Annotated in this window: 15 protein-coding genes; 12 read left to right on the top strand and 3 right to left on the bottom strand. The window is 61.4% G+C overall.

What is annotated here, in order from left to right:
* Positions 1–31 precede the first annotated feature (31 nt).
* Entirely contained in the window at positions 32–1,921 is a 1,890-nt protein-coding gene (gene htpG, locus CCGE531_RS21045; protein WP_120667478.1) for a molecular chaperone HtpG, read from the bottom strand.
* 340 nt (positions 1,922–2,261) lie between these two features.
* On the opposite strand from htpG, the gene CCGE531_RS21040 reads away from it, so the two are divergent.
* From CCGE531_RS21040 to CCGE531_RS34335, 11 genes are all read left to right on the top strand, one after another.
* Entirely contained in the window at positions 2,262–2,849 is a 588-nt protein-coding gene (locus CCGE531_RS21040; protein WP_120667476.1) for an ANTAR domain-containing response regulator, read from the top strand.
* Positions 2,850–2,904: 55 nt separating this feature from the next.
* Entirely contained in the window at positions 2,905–4,203 is a 1,299-nt protein-coding gene (locus CCGE531_RS21035; protein WP_120667474.1) for a CmpA/NrtA family ABC transporter substrate-binding protein, read from the top strand.
* A 362-nt stretch (positions 4,204–4,565) separates the two neighbouring features.
* Positions 4,566–5,870, top strand: coding sequence for a CmpA/NrtA family ABC transporter substrate-binding protein (locus CCGE531_RS21030; protein WP_348633029.1), 1,305 nt, complete (start codon positions 4,566–4,568; stop codon positions 5,868–5,870).
* 34 nt (positions 5,871–5,904) lie between these two features.
* Positions 5,905–6,801, top strand: coding sequence for a nitrate ABC transporter permease (gene ntrB / locus CCGE531_RS21025; protein WP_120667470.1), 897 nt, complete (start codon positions 5,905–5,907; stop codon positions 6,799–6,801).
* Between the two features lie 10 nt (positions 6,802–6,811).
* Positions 6,812–7,609, top strand: a complete 798-nt coding sequence (locus CCGE531_RS21020) for an ABC transporter ATP-binding protein (RefSeq protein WP_120667469.1) — start codon at positions 6,812–6,814, stop codon at positions 7,607–7,609.
* A 4-nt stretch (positions 7,610–7,613) separates the two neighbouring features.
* Positions 7,614–10,064 (top strand): nitrite reductase large subunit NirB, encoded by a 2,451-nt coding sequence (gene nirB / locus CCGE531_RS21015; RefSeq protein WP_120667467.1) that lies wholly within the window; start codon positions 7,614–7,616, stop codon positions 10,062–10,064.
* 10 nt (positions 10,065–10,074) lie between these two features.
* Positions 10,075–10,404 carry a nitrite reductase small subunit NirD gene (nirD, locus tag CCGE531_RS21010; RefSeq protein ID WP_162943973.1) on the top strand — a complete coding sequence of 110 codons (330 nt, stop codon included), beginning with the start codon at positions 10,075–10,077 and terminating at the stop codon, positions 10,402–10,404.
* Positions 10,405–10,623: 219 nt separating this feature from the next.
* Entirely contained in the window at positions 10,624–13,281 is a 2,658-nt protein-coding gene (locus CCGE531_RS21005) for a nitrate reductase (RefSeq protein WP_120667465.1), read from the top strand.
* 137 nt (positions 13,282–13,418) lie between these two features.
* Complete coding sequence (locus CCGE531_RS21000; RefSeq protein WP_120667463.1) at positions 13,419–14,450, top strand: CorA family divalent cation transporter; 1,032 nt, start codon at positions 13,419–13,421, stop codon at positions 14,448–14,450.
* 63 nt (positions 14,451–14,513) lie between these two features.
* A complete protein-coding gene (locus tag CCGE531_RS20995) occupies positions 14,514–15,035 on the top strand; it encodes a hypothetical protein (RefSeq protein ID WP_162943972.1) in 522 nt (173 codons plus the stop codon).
* Positions 15,036–15,153: 118 nt separating this feature from the next.
* A complete protein-coding gene (locus CCGE531_RS34335; RefSeq protein WP_162943971.1) occupies positions 15,154–15,327 on the top strand; it encodes a hypothetical protein in 174 nt (57 codons plus the stop codon).
* Positions 15,328–15,404: 77 nt separating this feature from the next.
* On the opposite strand, the gene CCGE531_RS20990 is transcribed toward CCGE531_RS34335, so the two are convergent.
* Positions 15,405–16,238 carry an alpha/beta hydrolase gene (locus tag CCGE531_RS20990; protein ID WP_120667461.1) on the bottom strand — a complete coding sequence of 278 codons (834 nt, stop codon included), beginning with the start codon at positions 16,236–16,238 and terminating at the stop codon, positions 15,405–15,407.
* A gap of 358 nt (positions 16,239–16,596) precedes the next feature.
* Positions 16,597–17,529: an alpha/beta hydrolase gene (locus CCGE531_RS20985; protein WP_245459409.1), complete on the bottom strand. Its 933-nt coding sequence runs from the start codon at positions 17,527–17,529 to the stop codon at positions 16,597–16,599.
* 403 nt (positions 17,530–17,932) lie between these two features.
* Here CCGE531_RS20985 and CCGE531_RS20980 point away from each other — a divergent pair, with 403 nt between their 5' ends.
* Positions 17,933–18,844, top strand: a complete 912-nt coding sequence (locus CCGE531_RS20980; protein WP_120667457.1) for an acetamidase/formamidase family protein — start codon at positions 17,933–17,935, stop codon at positions 18,842–18,844.
* The last annotated feature ends 2 nt before the right edge of the window (positions 18,845–18,846 follow it).

Raw genomic sequence — 18,846 nt, 5'->3', positions numbered from 1 at the left:
GGCCATTGCGAGCCATGCCGATCCAGTTGGATTACTGCAGCGCCTTTTCCATCAGCCGTGCCAGACGTTCAGCAAAGGCGCGCGGATCGGCCGGCTTGTCGCCATCGAGCACGCGGGCCTGATCGAGCAGAAGGAAGGCGGCATCATCGCGCAGAGACGGTGAATCGGCCTTGGCGGCAATGGCCTTGACGACCGGGTGATCCATGTTGATTTCGAGGATCGGCTTGGCGCCGGACTCCAGGCGACCGGCACCTTGCAGGATCTTCTCGAGCTGCCGGTCGTAGCCCTGCTCGGAAGCAACGAGGCAGACGGCGCTTTCGATCAGGCGGTCGGATGCGCGCACGTCGGAAACCTCGCCGGCAAGCTTCTGCTTGGCATAGTCAAGGAAGGCCTGCACTTCCGCCGACGCGCTTTCGCTTTCCGGCTTGTCTTCATCCTGCTTCTTGAACTGAGCGAGATCAGCAGACCCTTGAGTGATCGATTTGAAGCTCTTGCCCTCGAATTCTGGGGCATTGGTGACCCAGAAGCTGTCGACGGAATCGGTCAGCAACAGAACTTCGATGCCGCGGGCACGGAAACCTTCAAGCTGTGGCGAGGCCTTCAGCTGCTCCAGGCTGCCGCCGACGAGATAGTAGATCGACTGCTGGCCCTCCTTGGCATCCCTGGCGTAGTCGGCAAGCGAACGATAGCCGTCCGAAGACGCAGTCGTGCGGAAGCGCGAGAGCGCCAGAAGCTGCGAGCGGCGCTCGAAATCCTCGTAGAGGCCTTCCTTGATCAGGCTGCCGAAATTCTCCCAGATCTTCAGGAAGGCGTCATGATCGCTCTCCGCCTGTTTCTCGATCGCCGTGATGATGCGGTTGGTGACGCCCTTGCGGATTGCGGTGAGGATCGGGCTTTCCTGGATCATCTCGCGCGAGACGTTGAGCGGCAGGTCCGACGTGTCGACCAAGCCGCGCACGAAGCGGAGATAGCGCGGCAGCAATTCCGCCTCGTCGGTGATGAAGACGCGCTTCACATAGAGCTTCATGCGGCCCTTGCGATCTGGATCGAAAAGATCGAAAGGCTGCGAGCCGGGCACGAAGGCGAGCGCCGAATATTCATGGCGGCCCTCGGCGCGGAAATGCACCGTCAGCGCCGGCTCGTCATACTGGCCGGACACGCCCCGATAGAAATCGGTATATTCCTCGGCCGTGATATCGTTCTTCGACTTGGTCCAGAGCGCTGTGCCGTCGGTGAGCTGCGTCGCCTCCTCGCCGGGCTTTTCGGCGATCTTGATCGGCACCGGCACATGGCCGGATTGCTCCCTGACGATACGCTCGACGCTCCAGCGCGACGCATAGCTCTTGGCATCCTCCATCAGATGCAGCGTGATGCGGGTGCCGCGCGCCGGCGCCTCGCCGACATCGGCGGGAGCGACGCTGTAGCCGCCCTTGCCGTCGGAAGACCAGAGCCAGGCATCTTCCGCACCGGCGCGCCGCGAGACGACGTCGACGCGATCGGCGACCATGAAGCAGGAATAGAAGCCGACGCCGAACTGGCCGATGAGCTGTGCGCCCTCGCCCTGTTTGTTGGCCTCGATGCGTTCCATGAAGGCACGCGTGCCGGAACGGGCGATCGTGCCCAGCGCCTCGATCATCTCGTCACGGGTCATGCCGATGCCGTTATCTTCCACGACGAGCTTATTGCCATCGGCATCGAGCGTCAGAAGGATACGGCTGTCGGGATCGTTCGCGAGCAGGCCGGGGTGGGCAATCGCTTCGTAGCGCAGCTTCTCGCAGGCATCGGCCGCGTTCGAGATCAGCTCGCGCAGGAAGACATCCTTGTCCGAATAAACCGAGTGAACCATCATATGCAGAAGGCGGGCAACGTCGGCCTCGAAGACGTGGCTCTCGGCGGTCATTTCTGCGGTGGTGGTCGTCATATGCGTCTAGTCTCCTGGGAATAAAGTTGAAAGTCGCGCCGAACAGGTGGCGGAAGATGAGGGAAATTTCAAGCGGGCGTTGTCAATGCTGGCTCCGGAACGGCACGAGGAACTTGCTTTTCAGCATGTACAATCGCCAATTCGACGCCTTGTTCCAGGCTCTGGCCGAAAGGACCGGCAGAATCCCGACATTTTCAGCATCACAGCCCGTTGGCAGCATTGATGAGGAAATAGCCAGAAACAGGTCGCAATAGCCTAATATTTAGGCGTTACTTTAGATCGCCCAATATTTCAGCGAATTTGACTTGCCCGTCATGCTGCGTTGCGTCATAAAGATAGGATGAGCCGTCTCGATCTGACCATTCTTGTGATCGATGAAAACACAATCCGCGCCTCGATCATCGAGGAGGGGTTGCGGGAGGCTGGCCATGCGCGGGTGACTGTCATCCATGAAGTGCAGGGCGTGGCGCGCACGATCGAGACCCTTCACCCAGACGTCATCATCATCGATCTCGAAAATCCGAACCGCGACATGATGGAACATCTGTTTCAGCTGACGCGGACCGTGGGCCGGCCGATCGCCATGTTCGTCGACCGCTCCGATACGGCCTCGATCGAGGCGGCCGTCGAGGCCGGCGTTTCGGCCTATATCGTCGACGGCCTCAAGAAGGAGCGGGTGAAACCGATCCTCGATATGGCGGTCAGCCGATTCAACGCCTTCAGCCGCTTGCAGCGCGAACTGGCGGAAGCCAAATCGGCGCTGGAAGAGCGCAAGGTCGTCGAGCGGGCCAAAGGTATCCTGATGAAGATGCGCGGACTTTCGGAAGACGAGGCCTTCGCGCTGCTGCGGCAGACGGCCATGAACGAAAAGAAGAAGATGTCCGAGATTGCGCAAAGCGTCGTGACGGCAGCGGGGTTGCTGATGTGAGCGCATTGAAGCCAATCCCGCCCGTCACCCGCGCAGGGGAGACATCGGAGTGAATATGAGAATGCAGGCAGCTCATCTCGCCGGAGCTCGCAAGGCAGGCGGCAATAATCCTCCCGCACCGGCGCGAATTGCCAGCGAAGGCTCGCGCACGCTGCGCGCAGGCTTCATTCCGCTGGTCGATGCTTCGGTCCTGATCGCGGCCGCGGAATTCGGCTTCGCGCGCAAGGAAGGGATTACGCTCGACCTCATCAAGGATGTCTCCTGGGCCAATATCCGCGATCGGCTTGCCTTTCGCCAGTTCGACATCGCCCACATGCTCTCTCCGATGCCGGTGGCGGCGATGCTGGGGCTTGGCTCGAACCCCTCGCCGACGATTACGCCATTCTCGCTCGGCTGCGGCGGCAACGCCATCACTCTGTCGACGCGGCTGTTCGAGCGCATGTGCAACGAAGCCGGTCTTTCCGACCACGCCAGCGCATTGGAAAATTCGCGAGCGCTGGCAAAAGTGGTCAGCACGATGAAGGCACGCGGGGAACAGCCGCCGACGCTTGGCATGACCTACCCGTTCTCATCGCATAATTACGAATTCCGCTATTGGCTTGCCGCCGGCGGCATCGATCCAGACCGGGACGTGAAGCTCGTCGTCGTACCGCCGCCACTGACATCAGATGCCCTTGCGGCCGGAGCCATCGATGGCTTCTGCGTCGGCGCGCCCTGGAACATGGTCGCCTCCGAACGCGGCGTCGGCCGCATCGTCGCTGCCAAGCAGGACATATGGCCCTCCGCCCCTGAAAAGGTGATCGGCATGCGCCCGGAATGGGCAGAAACCCATCCCGAAACCGTTTCGCGCCTTATCGTGGCGCTCGACGCGGCAGCGCGCTGGTGCGACCGATCTGAAAATCACGACGCCCTTGCCGAGGCGCTTGCCGATCAGCGCTATATCGCAGCGCCCGTCCACATCATCCGCCACGTGCTCTCGGGCGAGTTCAATCTCGACGCCAAGGGCAATCGTCGGGTGATCGACCGATATTTCAGCTTTCATGCCAGCTTCGCCAATTACCCGCGTCCAAGCCAGGCCCTGTGGATCTTCAGCCAGATGGTGCGCTGGGGGCAAAGCGCGCTTTCCGAGCAAAGCATGACGATGGCGGCTTCCGCCTATCGATCGGACCTCTATCGGCTGGCGCTCGGAAACGGGGCCTCGCCCGATGATGCCGATATCCGTGTTGAGGGCGATATGGATGGCGATCGCTTCATGGATGGTCACGTTTTCGACCCCGCGGACATGGCGAGCTACATCGACGGTTTCGCGGTGAAGACGACCAATGCGATGCAATTCTCGGCGGAAGACATTTAGCGCCCGGCTATGCTGCACTGCACAGAATAAGCGCAGGACCCCAGGCCGGACAGTCAGCATCCGCCCAAAACTTTAGCAGTTGCAACATCCGCACATAAAACAGACATGCCCGATAATCTCCAAAATAATTCAATGATTTCATCGCACTAGGCATAATATCAAAAACTGGCACGCGGATTGCTTGGTTAAATACGCTTCGGTCAACGGCGATCGAGGCACGCAATGCGCGGAAGACGCGCTCGCAAAGACATCGACGTCGCAAGGTTTCTGCCCCGAGGACTTAACCTCCTGTCCCGGGCTGCATCGACCGAGCGGCGTTTTTTTATGTCCGAAATCCATGCGTCACGCGCAAAAAGGGGAAACTGCAAGTGAAAACAATCCTGTCCGGTGGTGTTACGCGCCGCAACCTTTTGAAGACGTCCGCCACGGCAGCCCTGTTCGGCGCCGTCAGGACGGCTTTCCCCTCCGGCGCCTTTGCAGCAACCGCCGGACCTGAGGTGTCGGATGTGAAGCTTGGTTATATCGCCCTGACGGACGCCGCGCCGCTGGTCATTGCCAAGGAAAAAGGTCTGTTCGAAAAGCATGGCCTTGCCAATGTCGATGTGGCCAAACAGGCATCCTGGGGCGCAACCCGCGACAATCTCGTGCTCGGCGGAGCGGCAAACGGCATCGATGGCGCCCACATTCTCTCGCCGCTCCCCTATCTCATGCATACAGGCAAGGTGACGCAGAACAACCAGCCCGTGCCGATGGCGATCCTGGCCCGCCTCAACTACGACAGCCAGGGCATCTCGGTCGCAAAGGAATATGCGGAAACCGGCGTCCAGCTCGATGCATCCAAGCTGAAAGCCGCCTTTGACGCGAAAAGGGCAGCGGGCAAGGAGATCAAGGCGGCCATGACCTTCCCGGGCGGCACGCATGATCTGTGGATCCGTTATTGGCTGGCCGCCGGCGGCATCCATCCCGACAAGGACGTCTCGACCATCGTCGTACCGCCGCCGCAGATGGTGGCGAACATGAAGGTCGGCAACATGGACGTCTTCTGTGTCGGCGAGCCCTGGAACGAACAGCTCGTCAATCAGGGGATCGGCTTCACGGCCTGTACGACCGGCGAGATCTGGAAGGGCCACCCGGAAAAAGCCCTCGGCATGCGCGCCGACTGGATCGAGAAGAACCCGAATGCCGCCAAGGCATTGCTGATGGCGGTCATGGAAGCCCAGCAATGGTGCGACAGCATGGACAACAAGGAGGAGATGGCCACCATCCTCGGCAAGCGGCAGTGGTTCAACGTGCCGCCCAAGGATGTGCTCGGCCGCCTCAAGGGCGACATCAATTACGGCAACGGCCGGGTCGCCAAGGGCACCGATCTTTACATGAAATTCTGGAAGGACGGCGTTTCCTATCCCTATCAGAGCCATGACGCCTGGTTCATCGCCGAGAACATCCGCTGGGGCAAGTTCGCCGCCAATACGGACATCAAGAAGCTGGTCGGCCAGGTGAACCGCCAGGACATCTGGCGCGATGCCGCCAAGGATCTCGGCGTTGCCGCTTCGGATATTCCCGCGTCGACCTCGCGCGGCAAGGAAACCTTCTTCGACGGCAAGGTCTTCGATCCCGAAAACCCGACTGCCTACCTCGAAAGCCTCTCGATCAAGGTGGCGTCATGATGTTCGGCACTCTCTTCCAAAAAGGATTCGTTCAATGTCCGTAACCGCCCGCAAACAGCAAGCCGCCGTTGCGCAAGCGCCCGCTCCCGCAAAGAGCCATGTCGTGACATTGGCGGCCCGCCCCGCCCGCCGCATCGATCCCGGCCGCATCGCAGCCTCGATCCTGCGCAGCGTCCTGCCGCCCCTCGTGGTGCTCGTGCTTCTGCTCGGCGTCTGGCAGCTGCTTTGCGACCAGCCAGGCGCCAGCCTGCCGCCGCCTTCGCAGGTCTGGCAGGAAAGCTACGACCTCATCGTCTATCCCTTCTTCTACAATGGGTCGCAGGATATCGGGCTTGCCTGGCGCGTGCTCGTCTCGCTGCAGCGCGTCGCCTATGGCTTCGGCTTAGCGGCAGTCGCCGGCGTGCTGGTCGGTGCGGTGATCGGGCAATCGGTCTGGGCGATGCGTGGCCTCGACCCGATCTTCCAGGTGCTGCGCACCGTGCCGCCGCTTGCATGGCTGCCGCTGTCGCTCGCCGCCTTCCAGAATTCCAACCCTTCCGCCATCTTCGTGATCTTCATCACCTCGATCTGGCCGGTCATCATCAATACCGCAGTCGGCGTTCGCAACATTCCGCAGGATTATCGCAACGTCGCCAAGGTGCTGCGGCTGAACCAGATCGAATTCTTCTTCCGCATCATGGTGCCGGCCGCCGCCCCTTACATCTTTACCGGGCTGCGCATCGGCGCTGGACTCTCCTGGCTTGCGATCGTTGCCGCTGAAATGCTGACCGGCGGCGTCGGCATCGGCTTCTTCATCTGGGACGCGTGGAACTCCTCGCGCCTGCCCGACATCATCGTCGCCCTCGCCTATATCGGCGTCACCGGCTTTGTCCTCGACCGTTTGGTCGCCGGCCTCGGTGCCGTCGTGACCCGTGGCATGACGAGCAACTAAGGAGAACAGGATGAGCGCCTATCTGAAGCTCGATCATATCGACAAGTATTTCGACCGCGGCGGCCAGCGTGCCGAAGTGCTGAAGGGCATCGAACTCGTCATCGACAAGGGCGAATTCGTGTCGATCATCGGCCATTCCGGCTGCGGCAAGTCCACCCTGCTGAACCTCATTGCCGGGCTCACGCCCGTCTCCGCCGGAGCGGTGCTGCTTGAAAACCGCGAGGTCAATGCGCCCGGTCCGGATCGGGCCGTGGTCTTCCAGAACCATAGCCTGCTGCCCTGGCTCAGCGTCTACGAGAACGTCAATCTCGCCGTCTCGAAGGTGTTTCGCGGCACGAAGAGCAAGGCCGAGCGTCATGAGTGGGTCATGCGCAATCTCGATCTCGTGCAGATGGCCCATGCCAGGGACAAGCGCCCCTCGGAAATCTCCGGCGGCATGAAGCAGCGCGTCGGCATTGCCCGGGCACTCGCCATGCAGCCGAAGATCCTGCTGCTCGACGAGCCCTTCGGGGCGTTGGACGCGCTCACCCGCGCCCATCTTCAGGACGCGGTGATGGAAATCCATGCCCGCCTCGGCAGCACCATGGTGATGATCACCCATGACGTCGACGAGGCCGTGCTGTTGTCCGACCGCATCGTCATGATGACCAACGGCCCAGCCGCCCATATCGGCGATATCCTCGAAGTGCCGATCCCGCGGCCGCGCAGCCGCATCGAGCTTGCTTCCGACAGGACCTACCTCAAATGCCGCGAGGCCGTGCTGAAGTTCCTCTACGAACGTCACCGCTTCGTGGAAGCCGCGGAGTGATATCATGACCCAGAAACTCGTCATCATCGGCAACGGCATGGCGCCAGGGCGCATGCTGGAGCATCTTTTGGAAAAGGCGCCTGATCACTATCAGGTCACGATCTTCAACGCCGAGCCGCGCGTCAATTACGATCGCATCATGCTGTCGCCGGTGCTGTCAGGCGAAAAGGACTACGAGCAGATCATCATCCACGGCGACGGCTGGTACATCAAGCATGGCATCACCCTCTACAAGGGGCACAAGATCGTCGCCATCGACCGGGCGGCAAAGACGGTCACCTCCGATCATGGCGTGACCGAGAGCTACGACAAGCTTGTCATCGCGACCGGCTCCGTCCCCTTCATCATTCCGGTTCCGGGCAAGGAACTGCGCGGGGTCATCACCTATCGCGACCTCGATGACGTGCAGGCGATGCTGCTTGCCGCGCAATCGCGCGAAAAGGCTGTTGTCATCGGCGGCGGCCTGCTCGGCCTCGAAGCGGCCGCCGGCCTCAGTCTGCGTGGTATGGATGTCACCGTTCTCCATGTCCAGCCGACACTGATGGAACGCCAGCTCGACCCGGCCGCCGGCTACCTCCTGCAAAAAGCCGTCGAGGAGCGCGGCATCAAGGTCATCACCAAGGCCAACACCAAGGCGATCGTCGGTGACGGCAAGGTCGAGGGGATCGAACTGGACGATGGCCGCGTGATCCCCGCCACCCTCATCGTCATGGCCGTCGGCATCCGTCCCAATGTCGGCCTTGCCAAGGAGGCAGGCATCGCCGTCAACCGCGGCATCGTCGTCGACGACGGCATGCAGACCTCGGACGGCAGCATCATGGCGCTCGGCGAATGCGCCGAGGTCGGCGGCATGGTCTATGGCCTGGTCGCCCCGCTTTACGAGATGGCACGTGTGGCCGCCTCGCATCTTGCTGGCGATGCCGCCGCCGGTTTCGTGCACTCGGACACACCGACGAAGCTGAAGGTCACGGGCATCGATCTGTTTTCGCTCGGCGACTTCGCCGATGGCGACGACCGCGAGGAGATCGTCCTGCGCGACGCGGCGGCCGGCGTCTACAAGCGCCTGGTGCTGAAGGACAACAAGATCATCGGCACCGTGCTCTACGGAGAGACGGCCGACGGCGCCTGGTTCAACGATTTGAAGAAGAAGGCGACCGACATCTCCGAGATGCGCGAAACCTTGATCTTCGGCCAGGCCTATCAGGGAGGGTCGCCGCTGGACCCTATGGCGGCCGTTGCAGCCTTGCCGGATGACGCGGAAATCTGTGGCTGCAACGGCGTCTGCAAGGGCAAGATCACTTCGACCATATCAGCAAAGGGCCTGACTTCGCTCGACGACGTGCGCGCCCACACGAAGGCATCCGCCTCCTGCGGCTCCTGCACCGGCCTTGTCGAACAGCTGATGACGATCACGCTTGGCGACAGCTACAACCCCGCCGCCGTCCAGCCGATGTGCACCTGCACCGAGCTTGGCCATGACGACGTGCGCCGCCTCATCAAGGCCAAGGGCTTGAAGACCATTCCTGCCGTCATGCAGGAGCTTGAATGGAAGACATCCTGCGGCTGCGCGAAATGCCGTCCGGCGCTGAACTATTACCTCGTCTGCGACTGGCCGGACGAATATGCCGACGACTACCAGTCGCGCTTCATCAATGAACGCGTGCATGCCAACATCCAGAAGGATGGTACCTATTCCGTGGTGCCGCGCATGTGGGGCGGCGTCACCAATTCCGGCGAACTGCGCGCCATCGCCGATGTGGTCGACAAGTTCGAAATTCCGATGGTGAAGGTCACCGGCGGCCAGCGCATCGATCTGCTCGGCATCCAGAAGGAGGACCTGCCCGCCGTCTGGGCCGACCTCGGCAAGGCCGGTTTCATCTCCGGCCAGGCCTACGCCAAGGGCCTGCGCACGGTGAAGACCTGCGTCGGCTCCGACTGGTGCCGCTTCGGCACGCAGGATTCCACCGGCCTCGGCATCCGCATCGAGAAATTCATGTGGGGTTCGTGGACGCCGGCAAAACTCAAGATGGCAGTCTCCGGCTGTCCGCGAAATTGTGCCGAAGCAACCTGCAAGGACATCGGCGTCATCTGCGTCGACAGCGGCTTCGAAATCCATTTCGCCGGCGCTGCCGGTCTCGACATCAAGGGCACGGAAGTGCTCGGCCTCGTCAAGACCGAGGACGAGGCGCTGGAGCATATCGTGGCGCTGACGCAGATGTACCGGGAACAGGGCCGCTATCTCGAACGCATCTACAAATGGGCCAAGCGCATCGGCCTCGACGAGATCCGCCGCCAGATCATGGGGGATGCCGAAAAGCGCAAGGCCTATTACGAGCGCTTCGTCTTCAGCCAGAAATTCGCGCAGGTCGACCCCTGGTCGGAACGCGTCTCCGGCAAGGATAAGCACGAGTTCAAGCCGATGGCGACAGTCGGCTTCCCGCAGGCCGCCGAGTGAGGAGATCGACATGAATTGGGTTGAAATTGGCGATATTTCGGACATTCCTCTGCGCGGCGCCCGTTGCGTGAAAACCCCGCAGGGCAAGATTGCCGTGTTCCGCACTGCCGAAAACGAGGTCTTCGCCATCGAGGATCACTGCCCGCACAAAGGCGGCCCGCTCTCCCAGGGCATCGTTCACGGTACGGCCGTAACCTGCCCGCTGCACAACTGGGTGATCTCGCTCGAAACCGGCAAGGCACTTGGGGCCGACCAGGGTGAGGTGCGGACCATTCCGGTCCGCAACGAGGACGGCGCCCTCTTCATCGCGCTCGAAAGCCTGATGATGGCGGCGGAGTGAGGATGACGACGCGCAGAAAGATACCCCCCTCTGTCCCTTCGGGACATCTCCCCCACAAGGGGGGAGATCATATGGAGCCAGTATCGCCAAATTCTTCGCTTTGGTTTGATGGAGGCAGCCTCTTGCTCCGACCAATCTCCCCCCTTGTGGGGGAGATGTCAGCAAAGCTGACAGAGGGGGGTGTTTCGCCACATCCTTTGAGCTTCGTGGACACACTCCATGTCCGCTGAAACCAAAACCACCTGTCCCTATTGCGGCGTCGGATGCGGCGTCATCGCCAGGGTCGACGAAGACGGCAAGGTCTCCGTCAAAGGCGATCCCGACCACCCCTCCAACTTCGGGCGCCTGTGCTCGAAGGGCTCTGCCCTTGCCGAAACGATTGACCTCGACGGCCGCCTGCTCCGTCCGGAAATTGCCGGCCAAAGGGCAAGCTGGGACGACGCGCTTGATCTGGTCGCGAAACGCTTCAGCGAAACGATTGCCGAGCATGGGCCTGATGCGGTTGCCTTCTACGTCTCCGGGCAGTTGCTGACCGAGGATTATTATGTTGCCAACAAGCTGATGAAGGGTTTCATCGGCTCGGGCAATATCGATACGAACTCACGGCTCTGCATGTCATCCTCGGTTGCCGGTCATCGCCGCGCTTTCGGCTCGGACACGGTGCCTGGCACCTACGAAGATATCGAGCTTGCCGACCTTGTCGTCCTCACCGGCTCCAATCTCGCCTGGTGCCATCCAGTCATCTATCAGCGGCTGGCGGCCGCGAAGGCGGCGCGGCCGACGATGAAGATCGTCGTCATCGACCCGCGCCGGACCATGACCTGCGACATCGCCGACCTGCATCTGGCGATCCGGCCGGATGGCGACGTTGCCCTTTTTCTAGGCCTTTTCGAACATCTGATCGCAAGCAATACCATCGACCAGAACTACATCGCCGAACATACAAGCGACTTTGCCGAGGCTTTCGCCGCCGCCAGTTCGCTGTCTTTCAGCCGCGTGCTTGACCTGACCGGCCTGCCCGCCATGCAGCTTCGCGAATTCTACCGGCTGTTTGCAGCGACCGAGAAGACCGTTACCTGCTACAGCCAGGGCGTCAACCAATCCTCATCTGGCACCGATAAGGTCAACGCCATCATCAATTGCCATCTCGCCACCGGCCGTATCGGCCGGCCGGGCATGGGACCATTCTCGCTGACCGGTCAGCCGAACGCCATGGGCGGCCGCGAGGTCGGCGGCCTCGCCAACATGCTCGCCGCCCACATGGCGATCGAGAGCGCCGGGGATCGCGACCGGGTGCAGCGCTTCTGGCAAGCACCTCGAATTGCCGCCAAGCCGGGATTGAAGGCGGTCGACATGTTTCGCGCCGTCGCGGACGGCCACATCAAGGCGCTTTGGATCATGGCGACGAACCCGGTCGTCTCCATGCCGGACGCCGATGCCGTCGAGGCTGCCATCAAGGCCTGTCCCTTCGTCGTCGTCTCCGACGTCCTGCGCGAAACGGATACGACGCGGCATGCGCATGTGCTTTTGCCTTCGCTCGGCTGGGGCGAAAAGGACGGCACCGTCACCAATTCCGAACGCCGAATCTCCAGGCAGCGGCAGTTTCTGGTAGCGCCGGGCGAGGCCAGACCAGACTGGTGGCAAATGGCCGAAGTTGGTCGCCGCATGGAATTTTCCACGGCCTTCTCCTTTCGGACGAGTGCCGAGATTTTCGCCGAGCATGCGAGCCTCTCCGGTTTTGAAAACCAGGGCAGCCGCGATTTCGACATCGGCGCTCATGAAGCGATCGCAACCGAGGATTATGACGCACTCCCACCCTTCCAGTGGCCGCAGCCTGCCGGAACAGCACCGAGGGTGACGCGCTTCTTTGCGGATGGCGGGTTTTATCATTCCGATCGCAAGGCGCGCTTCGTCGCCATAGAGCCGCCGGCGAGCGATCGAACCGACAGCCGCTTCCCCCTGACACTCAATACCGGACGCGTTCGCGATCACTGGCACACGATGACGCGTACCGGCAAAAGCGCCCGCCTCTCGGCCCATATTGCCGAGCCCTTTGCCGAGATCCATCCGCGTGACGCGATCGAGATCGGGGTTACGGAAGCCGGCCTGGTCGAGATCGAAAGCCCGCATGGCAAGGTGATCGTCCGCGCCTTGTTGACGGAGCGGCAGGCACGCGGCAGCCTGTTCGTGCCGATGCATTGGAATGACAGCTTTGCCGCCAAAGCCCGCATCGACGCCGTGGTCGCCCCCGTCACGGATCCGGTTTCCGGCCAGCCGGCCTCGAAGAATGTCGCCGTCCGCGCCCGCCGCTTCCAGGCGTCGCATTATTGTTTCGCAGTCTCCGCAGCAAAGCCGCGCGACCTCGACAGCGCCTATTGGGCGCTTGCCAAGGCCGATGGCGGCTGGCGGACGGAACTTGGATTCGATTTGGCGCCTGACGACTGGATCGGCTGGTGCCGCTCGACATTCGACATACCCGCCGATCTGGAGCCACTCGGCTATGCCGATCAAGCCTCCGGCGACCTGCGCCTTGCCTTCTTCGATGGCGAGCGGCTGCTTGCGGCTCTCTTCGTCGCGCGGCAGCCCGTCGCGGTGGCCCGAAACTGGGCAATCGCCCAGCTTTCGGCATCGCATGGCAATCTCGGCAAGCGATTTGCGCTGATCGCCGGCCGGCCCGGACCCGATACCATCGACGCCGGCGCGACGGTCTGTTCCTGCTTCAGTGTCGGCGTCAATCAGATCGTCGCGGCCATTCGCGGCGGTTGCCATAGCGTGGAAGCCGTCGGCAAGGAGCTCAATGCCGGAACCAATTGCGGCTCCTGTCGCGCCGAGATCCGCACCATCATAGACGGCTGTCTTGCCGCGGCAGCCGAGTAATTGCCATGCTTTAAGAGCCCGCGAACGCGATCAATCGTCGTAGTCACCAGTTCCGCCACAAGCCGCGCGGTGCTAGAATTACAAAATCAGACGCATGATTTCGCTTTCTTTTTATACTCGGGGGAGGATGGGAGCGGATGGAGGTCGCAGGGCAGAAGGTTCAACTCAGCTACGGCGTCGAGCCCGGCATACGTTTCGCGGTTCTTCTCGACGGCAATGGTGGCTGTCGCGAGATCGGCGCAGCCGGCCTGCAGAGCTGGAAGCCGACGGATGGCGTCCTTTGGGTCCATCTCGAGCGCAATCATGATGCCGCGGCAGCATGGATCATCAGCAGTGGCGGCTTCGATCCGCTCGTCGCCGATGCCCTGCTGGAAGACGAATCCCGCCCGCGCGTGGAGCCGGTTGACGACGGCCTACTGATCATCCTTCGCGGCGTATGTGCCGCGCCGCCTCAGGACGTCGAGGAAGTGGCCGAGGAACTGGATCTCGTGCCCATTCATGCCTGGGTGGATGAGAACCGTGTCGTGACGCTTCGTGACAGCGGACATTATATCACCGCTCTTCGCGATATTCGCCAGGCGCTGGGAAAGGGCAAGGGGCCGAAGCGCACCGGCGAGCTGCTCGCGCTCGTCAGCGACAAGCTCGTGAGGGATCTCGAACCCGTGCTCGATCAGATGGACGAGGAAGTGGACGAGCTGGATGAGCTGATCTTCCATGGCGAAGCCGCCGAGGTCCGCGAGCGCCTGAAACTGCTTCGCAGGCGCGCCGTGCAGCTACGACGTTATCTCTCGCCGCAACGCGACGCCCTCAATCGCATCGAACACGACGACGCTCCCTGGCTCACCGATCGCGACAAACTCCGAATGCGCGAGGTCATCGACAAGCTGATGCGCTGCATCGAATATCTCGACGCGATCCGCGACCGGACAAGTATTCTGCACGACGACCTTTCCACCGTTATCAGCGAGCGCATCGCTCGCAATTCAAACCGGCTTGCAGCACTTGCCGCCCTCCTCCTGCCCCCGAGTGTCGTCGCCGGCCTTTTCGGCATGAATGTCGGCGGCATTCCGGGCGTCAACGACACCTGGGCGTTCGTCATCATCGTCGCTTTGGTCGCCGTCACCTCCGTCGTTACCCTTTACGTGCTGAAGCGTATCAATTGGCTGTGATTGCGGCGGAACCGTCGATATCTTTGCGGCGTCTCCGTCAATTCCCGTGAAAAGGTTATCACCATGCGCCGTATCATCACGCGCCGACAGGCATGCCTTCTCGCAATCCTTACCGGGCTCTATGTCGCAACTCCCGCGACCGCGGACGAAAGCGGATTTCTGAAACCGTTGAACGGCAGCTGGACGGGGAGCGGCAAGGTGCTTCGAAAGATCGGCAGCCCGCCCATCAATGTCGCCTGCAGATTCAACATCAGCGCACCGGGCACTTCGATTTCGATGAAGGGGAACTGCCGCGGCCTTCTCGTCATCAACCGCGCGATTTCGGCCCAGCTCGCGGCCCGGGGAACCCGGTATTCCGGCACCTATACCGGCCCGTCCGGCGCGACGTCGCAGCTATCGGGCAGCAGGCAGAGCGATGTCATCAATCTGGCAGTGCACTGGGCACGCCTCGTCAATGGCGATCGGGATGCCAATATGACCATCCGCAGGCAGGGCAGCAACCAGCTGACGCTGAGGACCATCGACAAGGATCTGACCTCAGGCAAAACCGTCGTTACCAGCGAAATCAACCTGCGGCGCCAATAAAAGCTCGCATAGTCCAATCTTCTGATCGGCGTGGACGATGCCAATCGGCCCGAACGCCCGGCTTGCTTGACTTTGCGCGCTCAATATGAGAACATAAAGTGAACATATGGAGATATCCATGACCAAGGCCGAACAAGTCATCGAACGTGCAATGAGCTTTGTCGCTGTCTCGAAGGCACTTCGGGAGCGCGAACAGGAACGGCGCGCCAACTGGACGCGCCGTGTGGAAATCAGTCGGCCGCTACCGCCCCTGTCGCGCGCCGTTCAGCTATCGTTGAAACTCGATAGCTGAAGCGGCGGAGGCGGTAACAGCACCCGGCAGGCTGTGAAGCGCCCGCCTTTTGGCGGGCGCACTGCTTTCAGAGAGAACTAGGCTTTGAAGAAGGCCAGCAGGTCGGCGTTGATCACATCGGCATGGGTGGTTGCCATGCCGTGCGGGAAGCCCTTGTAGACCTTGAGCGTGCCGTTCTTCAGCAACTTCGAGGACAGAAGGGCCGAGTCTGCGATCGGTACGATCTGGTCGTCGTCGCCATGCATGACGAGGGTCGGGACTTCGATCTTCTTCAGATCTTCGGTGAAGTCGGTTTCGGAGAAGGCCTTGATGCAATCATAATGAGCCTTGGTGCCGCCCATCATGCCTTGACGCCACCAATTGTCGATGATGCCCTGCGAAACGGCGGCGCCGGGGCGGTTGAAGCCATAGAACGGGCCCGCGGGAACGTCGCGGAAGAACTGGGCGCGGTTGGCTGCAAGTGCGGCGCGGAAGCCATCGAAGACTTCCAGCGGCAAGCCGCCGGGGTTCTTTTCGGATTTGACCATGATCGGCGGCACGGCGCCGATCAGCACGGCCTTCGAAACACGGCCATGGCCGCCATACTGACCCACATAACGGGCAACTTCGCCGCCGCCTGTGGAATGGCCGACATGGATGGCGCCCTTGAGGTCGAGATGCTCGGCAAGCGCGGCCACGTCGGCGGCGTAGGTATCCATCTCGTTGCCGGTTGCCGTCTGGCTGGAGCGGCCGTGGCCGCGACGGTCATGGGCGATGACGCGGTAGCCCTGATGGAGGAAGAAGAGCATCTGGGCGTCCCAATCGTCGGAGCTCAGGGGCCATCCATGATGGAAGACGATCGGCTGGCCTGTTCCCCAATCCTTATAGAAGATCTGCGTGCCGTCCTTGGTGGTGATCGTGCTGCTGCTCATTGTGTCCTTACCTTTCGAAGTTGGTTGCTTTGTAGAGGCTTGTGCAGGTTGAGCGAAGGGGGCGACGGCTGCAGCGGCGGCAAGGCCGAGCCCGGCTGTCATGACGCCCCGACGGGTAGCTTGATGGATCGACTGGCTCATTTCAATCTCCATTGAAAGTTATTATGCGATTTATTATCGCGATAAACATATGCATAAAACCTTTCTTTCGCCCTGTCCACCTAAAAACTACCCCACAATCATTTATCGCGATAAACAAATGACAGCGTGATGACAGCGCAAGGACAGGCAGAAGCAAACACTCGCCGTCCCTCGATCTCGGATGGATCAAGGTTTGTCATGTCCTTGCGCATGAAAACTACTGCATCGGCCTGTCGGCAAAATGCGATATCGCGAATTCCGCAACTCTCGCATTCGACTTTCTCGCGTCGTCGAGCCAGAAGGGGAAAATCTGCCACTGATGGATCATGCCCGGCCAGATTTCCAGATTCACGCTGCCGCCTGCCTGATGCACCTTGTCCGCCAGCCTCGTGCTGTCGTCGAGCAGCGTCTCGCGCGAACCGACCTGTATCAGCAGCGGCGGAAAGCCGGAGAAATTGCCATAGAGCGGCGATATGTCCGGATCGTCGAGGGATCGATCCCGAACGAATGCATTGCGCATGAGGGTCATCTCGTCCTTGCCCATGAACGGATCCTCGGACGCATTGGCCGTCAGTGAGGCACCTGTTCCCGCAAAGTCGGTGATCGGGCTCATTGCGACAACCGCCGCGGGAAGCGGACCCCTGAGATGAAGCTGATTGAGGATGATCTCGATGGCCAAGGTTGCGCCCACCGATTCACCGGCTACGACGATGTTGCCAGCCTTGTATCCCGAGGTCAGAAGCCAGCGATAGGCGGCAACCGCATCGTCTCTTTGCGCGGGAAAGCTATTCTCCGGTGCGAGGCGATAATCGATCAGCAAGACATCGGCCGACGCCGCCTTGGCAAGCGCGCCCGCGATGTTGATATGCGTTCGGAGCGAGCCGCTGTAAAAGCCACCGCCATGCAGGTAGAGAATGGCGCGCCGGCCGATCGGATGATGCAATCGCGCCGGCCAAATCAGATCGGCATCCACACCATTGGCATCGACATGCCGTATCTGCACGCGCGCCGGGCCCGGCGTCGATGCCATGAACTTCTCGAAACCAGCACGCCGCTGCACAAGATCCGGACCCGACATGGCGTTGCTGTCGCGCAATGTGCCGATAAGCTTTTCCACCTGCTCGCTCGACGCCTTGGTCTGCGGCGCCATCCCGGATGTCTCAGCAGCCACGGCCGGCGATATCGGCGAAAGGCCTGCGCCGATCAGGCCCGCGCTGATCAGGATTGTCAGCGCTATGAGGAGGCACGACATGCAACGAAATGATCGGAACTCGTTCATAAAAATGAGCCTTTTCCCCTGACGCCGAACACGAAGTCGTGATGCTACGGTCGCAGAAACGCGGTTCGAGTCAAGCGGGAGGGACGGCGAAACACGGTGGCGCATCGCAAGGTGTCGACGACCATTTCGTCCAAACTGACCGACGAATGCAGCATCATGCGGGATAGTCGCGGCAAGACTGTCGACTTGCACAAATACCGCCACGGCGATCTTTCCGAAAAGAGCGGAGCGTCATAGGCTGCCGCAACCGGATTCGACACAAGGCTTAAGCAAAATGGCAACACACCGTTTCGCCCCCACCCACTATCACAATGTCATCGGCTCGCTGCCGCCGGCCCTGCACATCGCCGACGGCGATACCGTCATCACCGAAACGCTCGATGCCGCCGGCTATGACAAGCACGACATCAACCGCATCTCAGGTCCCAATCCGATGAACGGGCCGATCTTCGTCGAAGGCGCGGAACCGGGCGATTCCCTCAAGGTCGAGATCCTGACTATGGTGCCGACGCGCGATACCGGCTTCACCCGCAGCGTGGTCGCGAGCAATGTCGTCGACCCGCGCGACGTCCGCGCCCTGCCGGCGGGCGAAAAGGTGATCTGGCAGATCGATCGCGAAGCCCTGACAGCGCGGCTGGCCGAGCCCGTTGCCGGCCTCGAAACCCTTACTCTGCCGCTGTCGCCGATGATCGGCTGCTTCGGGGTCGCGCCGTCGCTCGGCCAGGCCATATCGACCGCCACCAGCGGCGAGTTCGGCGGCAACATGGACTATCGCCTGCTTGGGCCGGGCACGACCATCTGGTTTCCGGTCTCGGCGCCGGGTGCGCTGTTCTTTCTGGGCGATTGTCATGCGGTGCAAGGCGACGGAGAGATCGTCGGCACCGGGATCGAAACCACCTTCGAGGTGACGGTACGCCTGAGCGTGGAAAAGAAAAAGACGATCGTCTGGCCGCGCGGCGAGACGGCGGAGGATATCTTCACCATCGGCAATGCCCGACCGCTCGACCAGGCCCTGCAGCATGCCACCAGCGAAATGCTGCGCTGGCTCGGCTCCGATTATGGCCTCGACAAGACGGCGGCAAGCCACCTTCTCGGCCAGGTGGTGCGCTATGATGTCGGTAACGTCTTCGACCCCGCCTATACGATGGCCTGCCGCGTTTCGAAAAACTGGCTGAAGCGCCGATAAAG

Origin of the sequence: Rhizobium sp. CCGE531 (assembly GCF_003627795.1) — a bacterium.
Classification (GTDB): Bacteria; Pseudomonadota; Alphaproteobacteria; order Rhizobiales; family Rhizobiaceae; genus Rhizobium.
This window is presented reverse-complemented; position numbering and strand designations above follow the sequence as displayed.

Excerpts from the sequence above, each read along its gene's own strand:
- htpG (WP_120667478.1), bottom strand. The coding sequence starts at position 1,921 with ATGACGACCACCACCGCAGAAATGACCGCCGAGAGCCACGTCTTCGAG.
- CCGE531_RS21040 (WP_120667476.1), top strand. The coding sequence starts at position 2,262 with ATGAGCCGTCTCGATCTGACCATTCTTGTGATCGATGAAAACACAATC.
- CCGE531_RS21035 (WP_120667474.1), top strand. The coding sequence starts at position 2,905 with ATGAGAATGCAGGCAGCTCATCTCGCCGGAGCTCGCAAGGCAGGCGGC.
- ntrB (WP_120667470.1), top strand. The coding sequence starts at position 5,905 with ATGTCCGTAACCGCCCGCAAACAGCAAGCCGCCGTTGCGCAAGCGCCC.
- CCGE531_RS21020 (WP_120667469.1), top strand. The coding sequence starts at position 6,812 with ATGAGCGCCTATCTGAAGCTCGATCATATCGACAAGTATTTCGACCGC.
- nirB (WP_120667467.1), top strand. The coding sequence starts at position 7,614 with ATGACCCAGAAACTCGTCATCATCGGCAACGGCATGGCGCCAGGGCGC.
- nirD (WP_162943973.1), top strand. The coding sequence starts at position 10,075 with ATGAATTGGGTTGAAATTGGCGATATTTCGGACATTCCTCTGCGCGGC.
- CCGE531_RS21005 (WP_120667465.1), top strand. The coding sequence starts at position 10,624 with ATGTCCGCTGAAACCAAAACCACCTGTCCCTATTGCGGCGTCGGATGC.
- CCGE531_RS21000 (WP_120667463.1), top strand. The coding sequence starts at position 13,419 with ATGGAGGTCGCAGGGCAGAAGGTTCAACTCAGCTACGGCGTCGAGCCC.
- CCGE531_RS20995 (WP_162943972.1), top strand. The coding sequence starts at position 14,514 with ATGCGCCGTATCATCACGCGCCGACAGGCATGCCTTCTCGCAATCCTT.
- CCGE531_RS34335 (WP_162943971.1), top strand. The coding sequence starts at position 15,154 with ATGACCAAGGCCGAACAAGTCATCGAACGTGCAATGAGCTTTGTCGCT.
- CCGE531_RS20990 (WP_120667461.1), bottom strand. The coding sequence starts at position 16,238 with ATGAGCAGCAGCACGATCACCACCAAGGACGGCACGCAGATCTTCTAT.
- CCGE531_RS20985 (WP_245459409.1), bottom strand. The coding sequence starts at position 17,529 with ATGGCGCCGCAGACCAAGGCGTCGAGCGAGCAGGTGGAAAAGCTTATC.
- CCGE531_RS20980 (WP_120667457.1), top strand. The coding sequence starts at position 17,933 with ATGGCAACACACCGTTTCGCCCCCACCCACTATCACAATGTCATCGGC.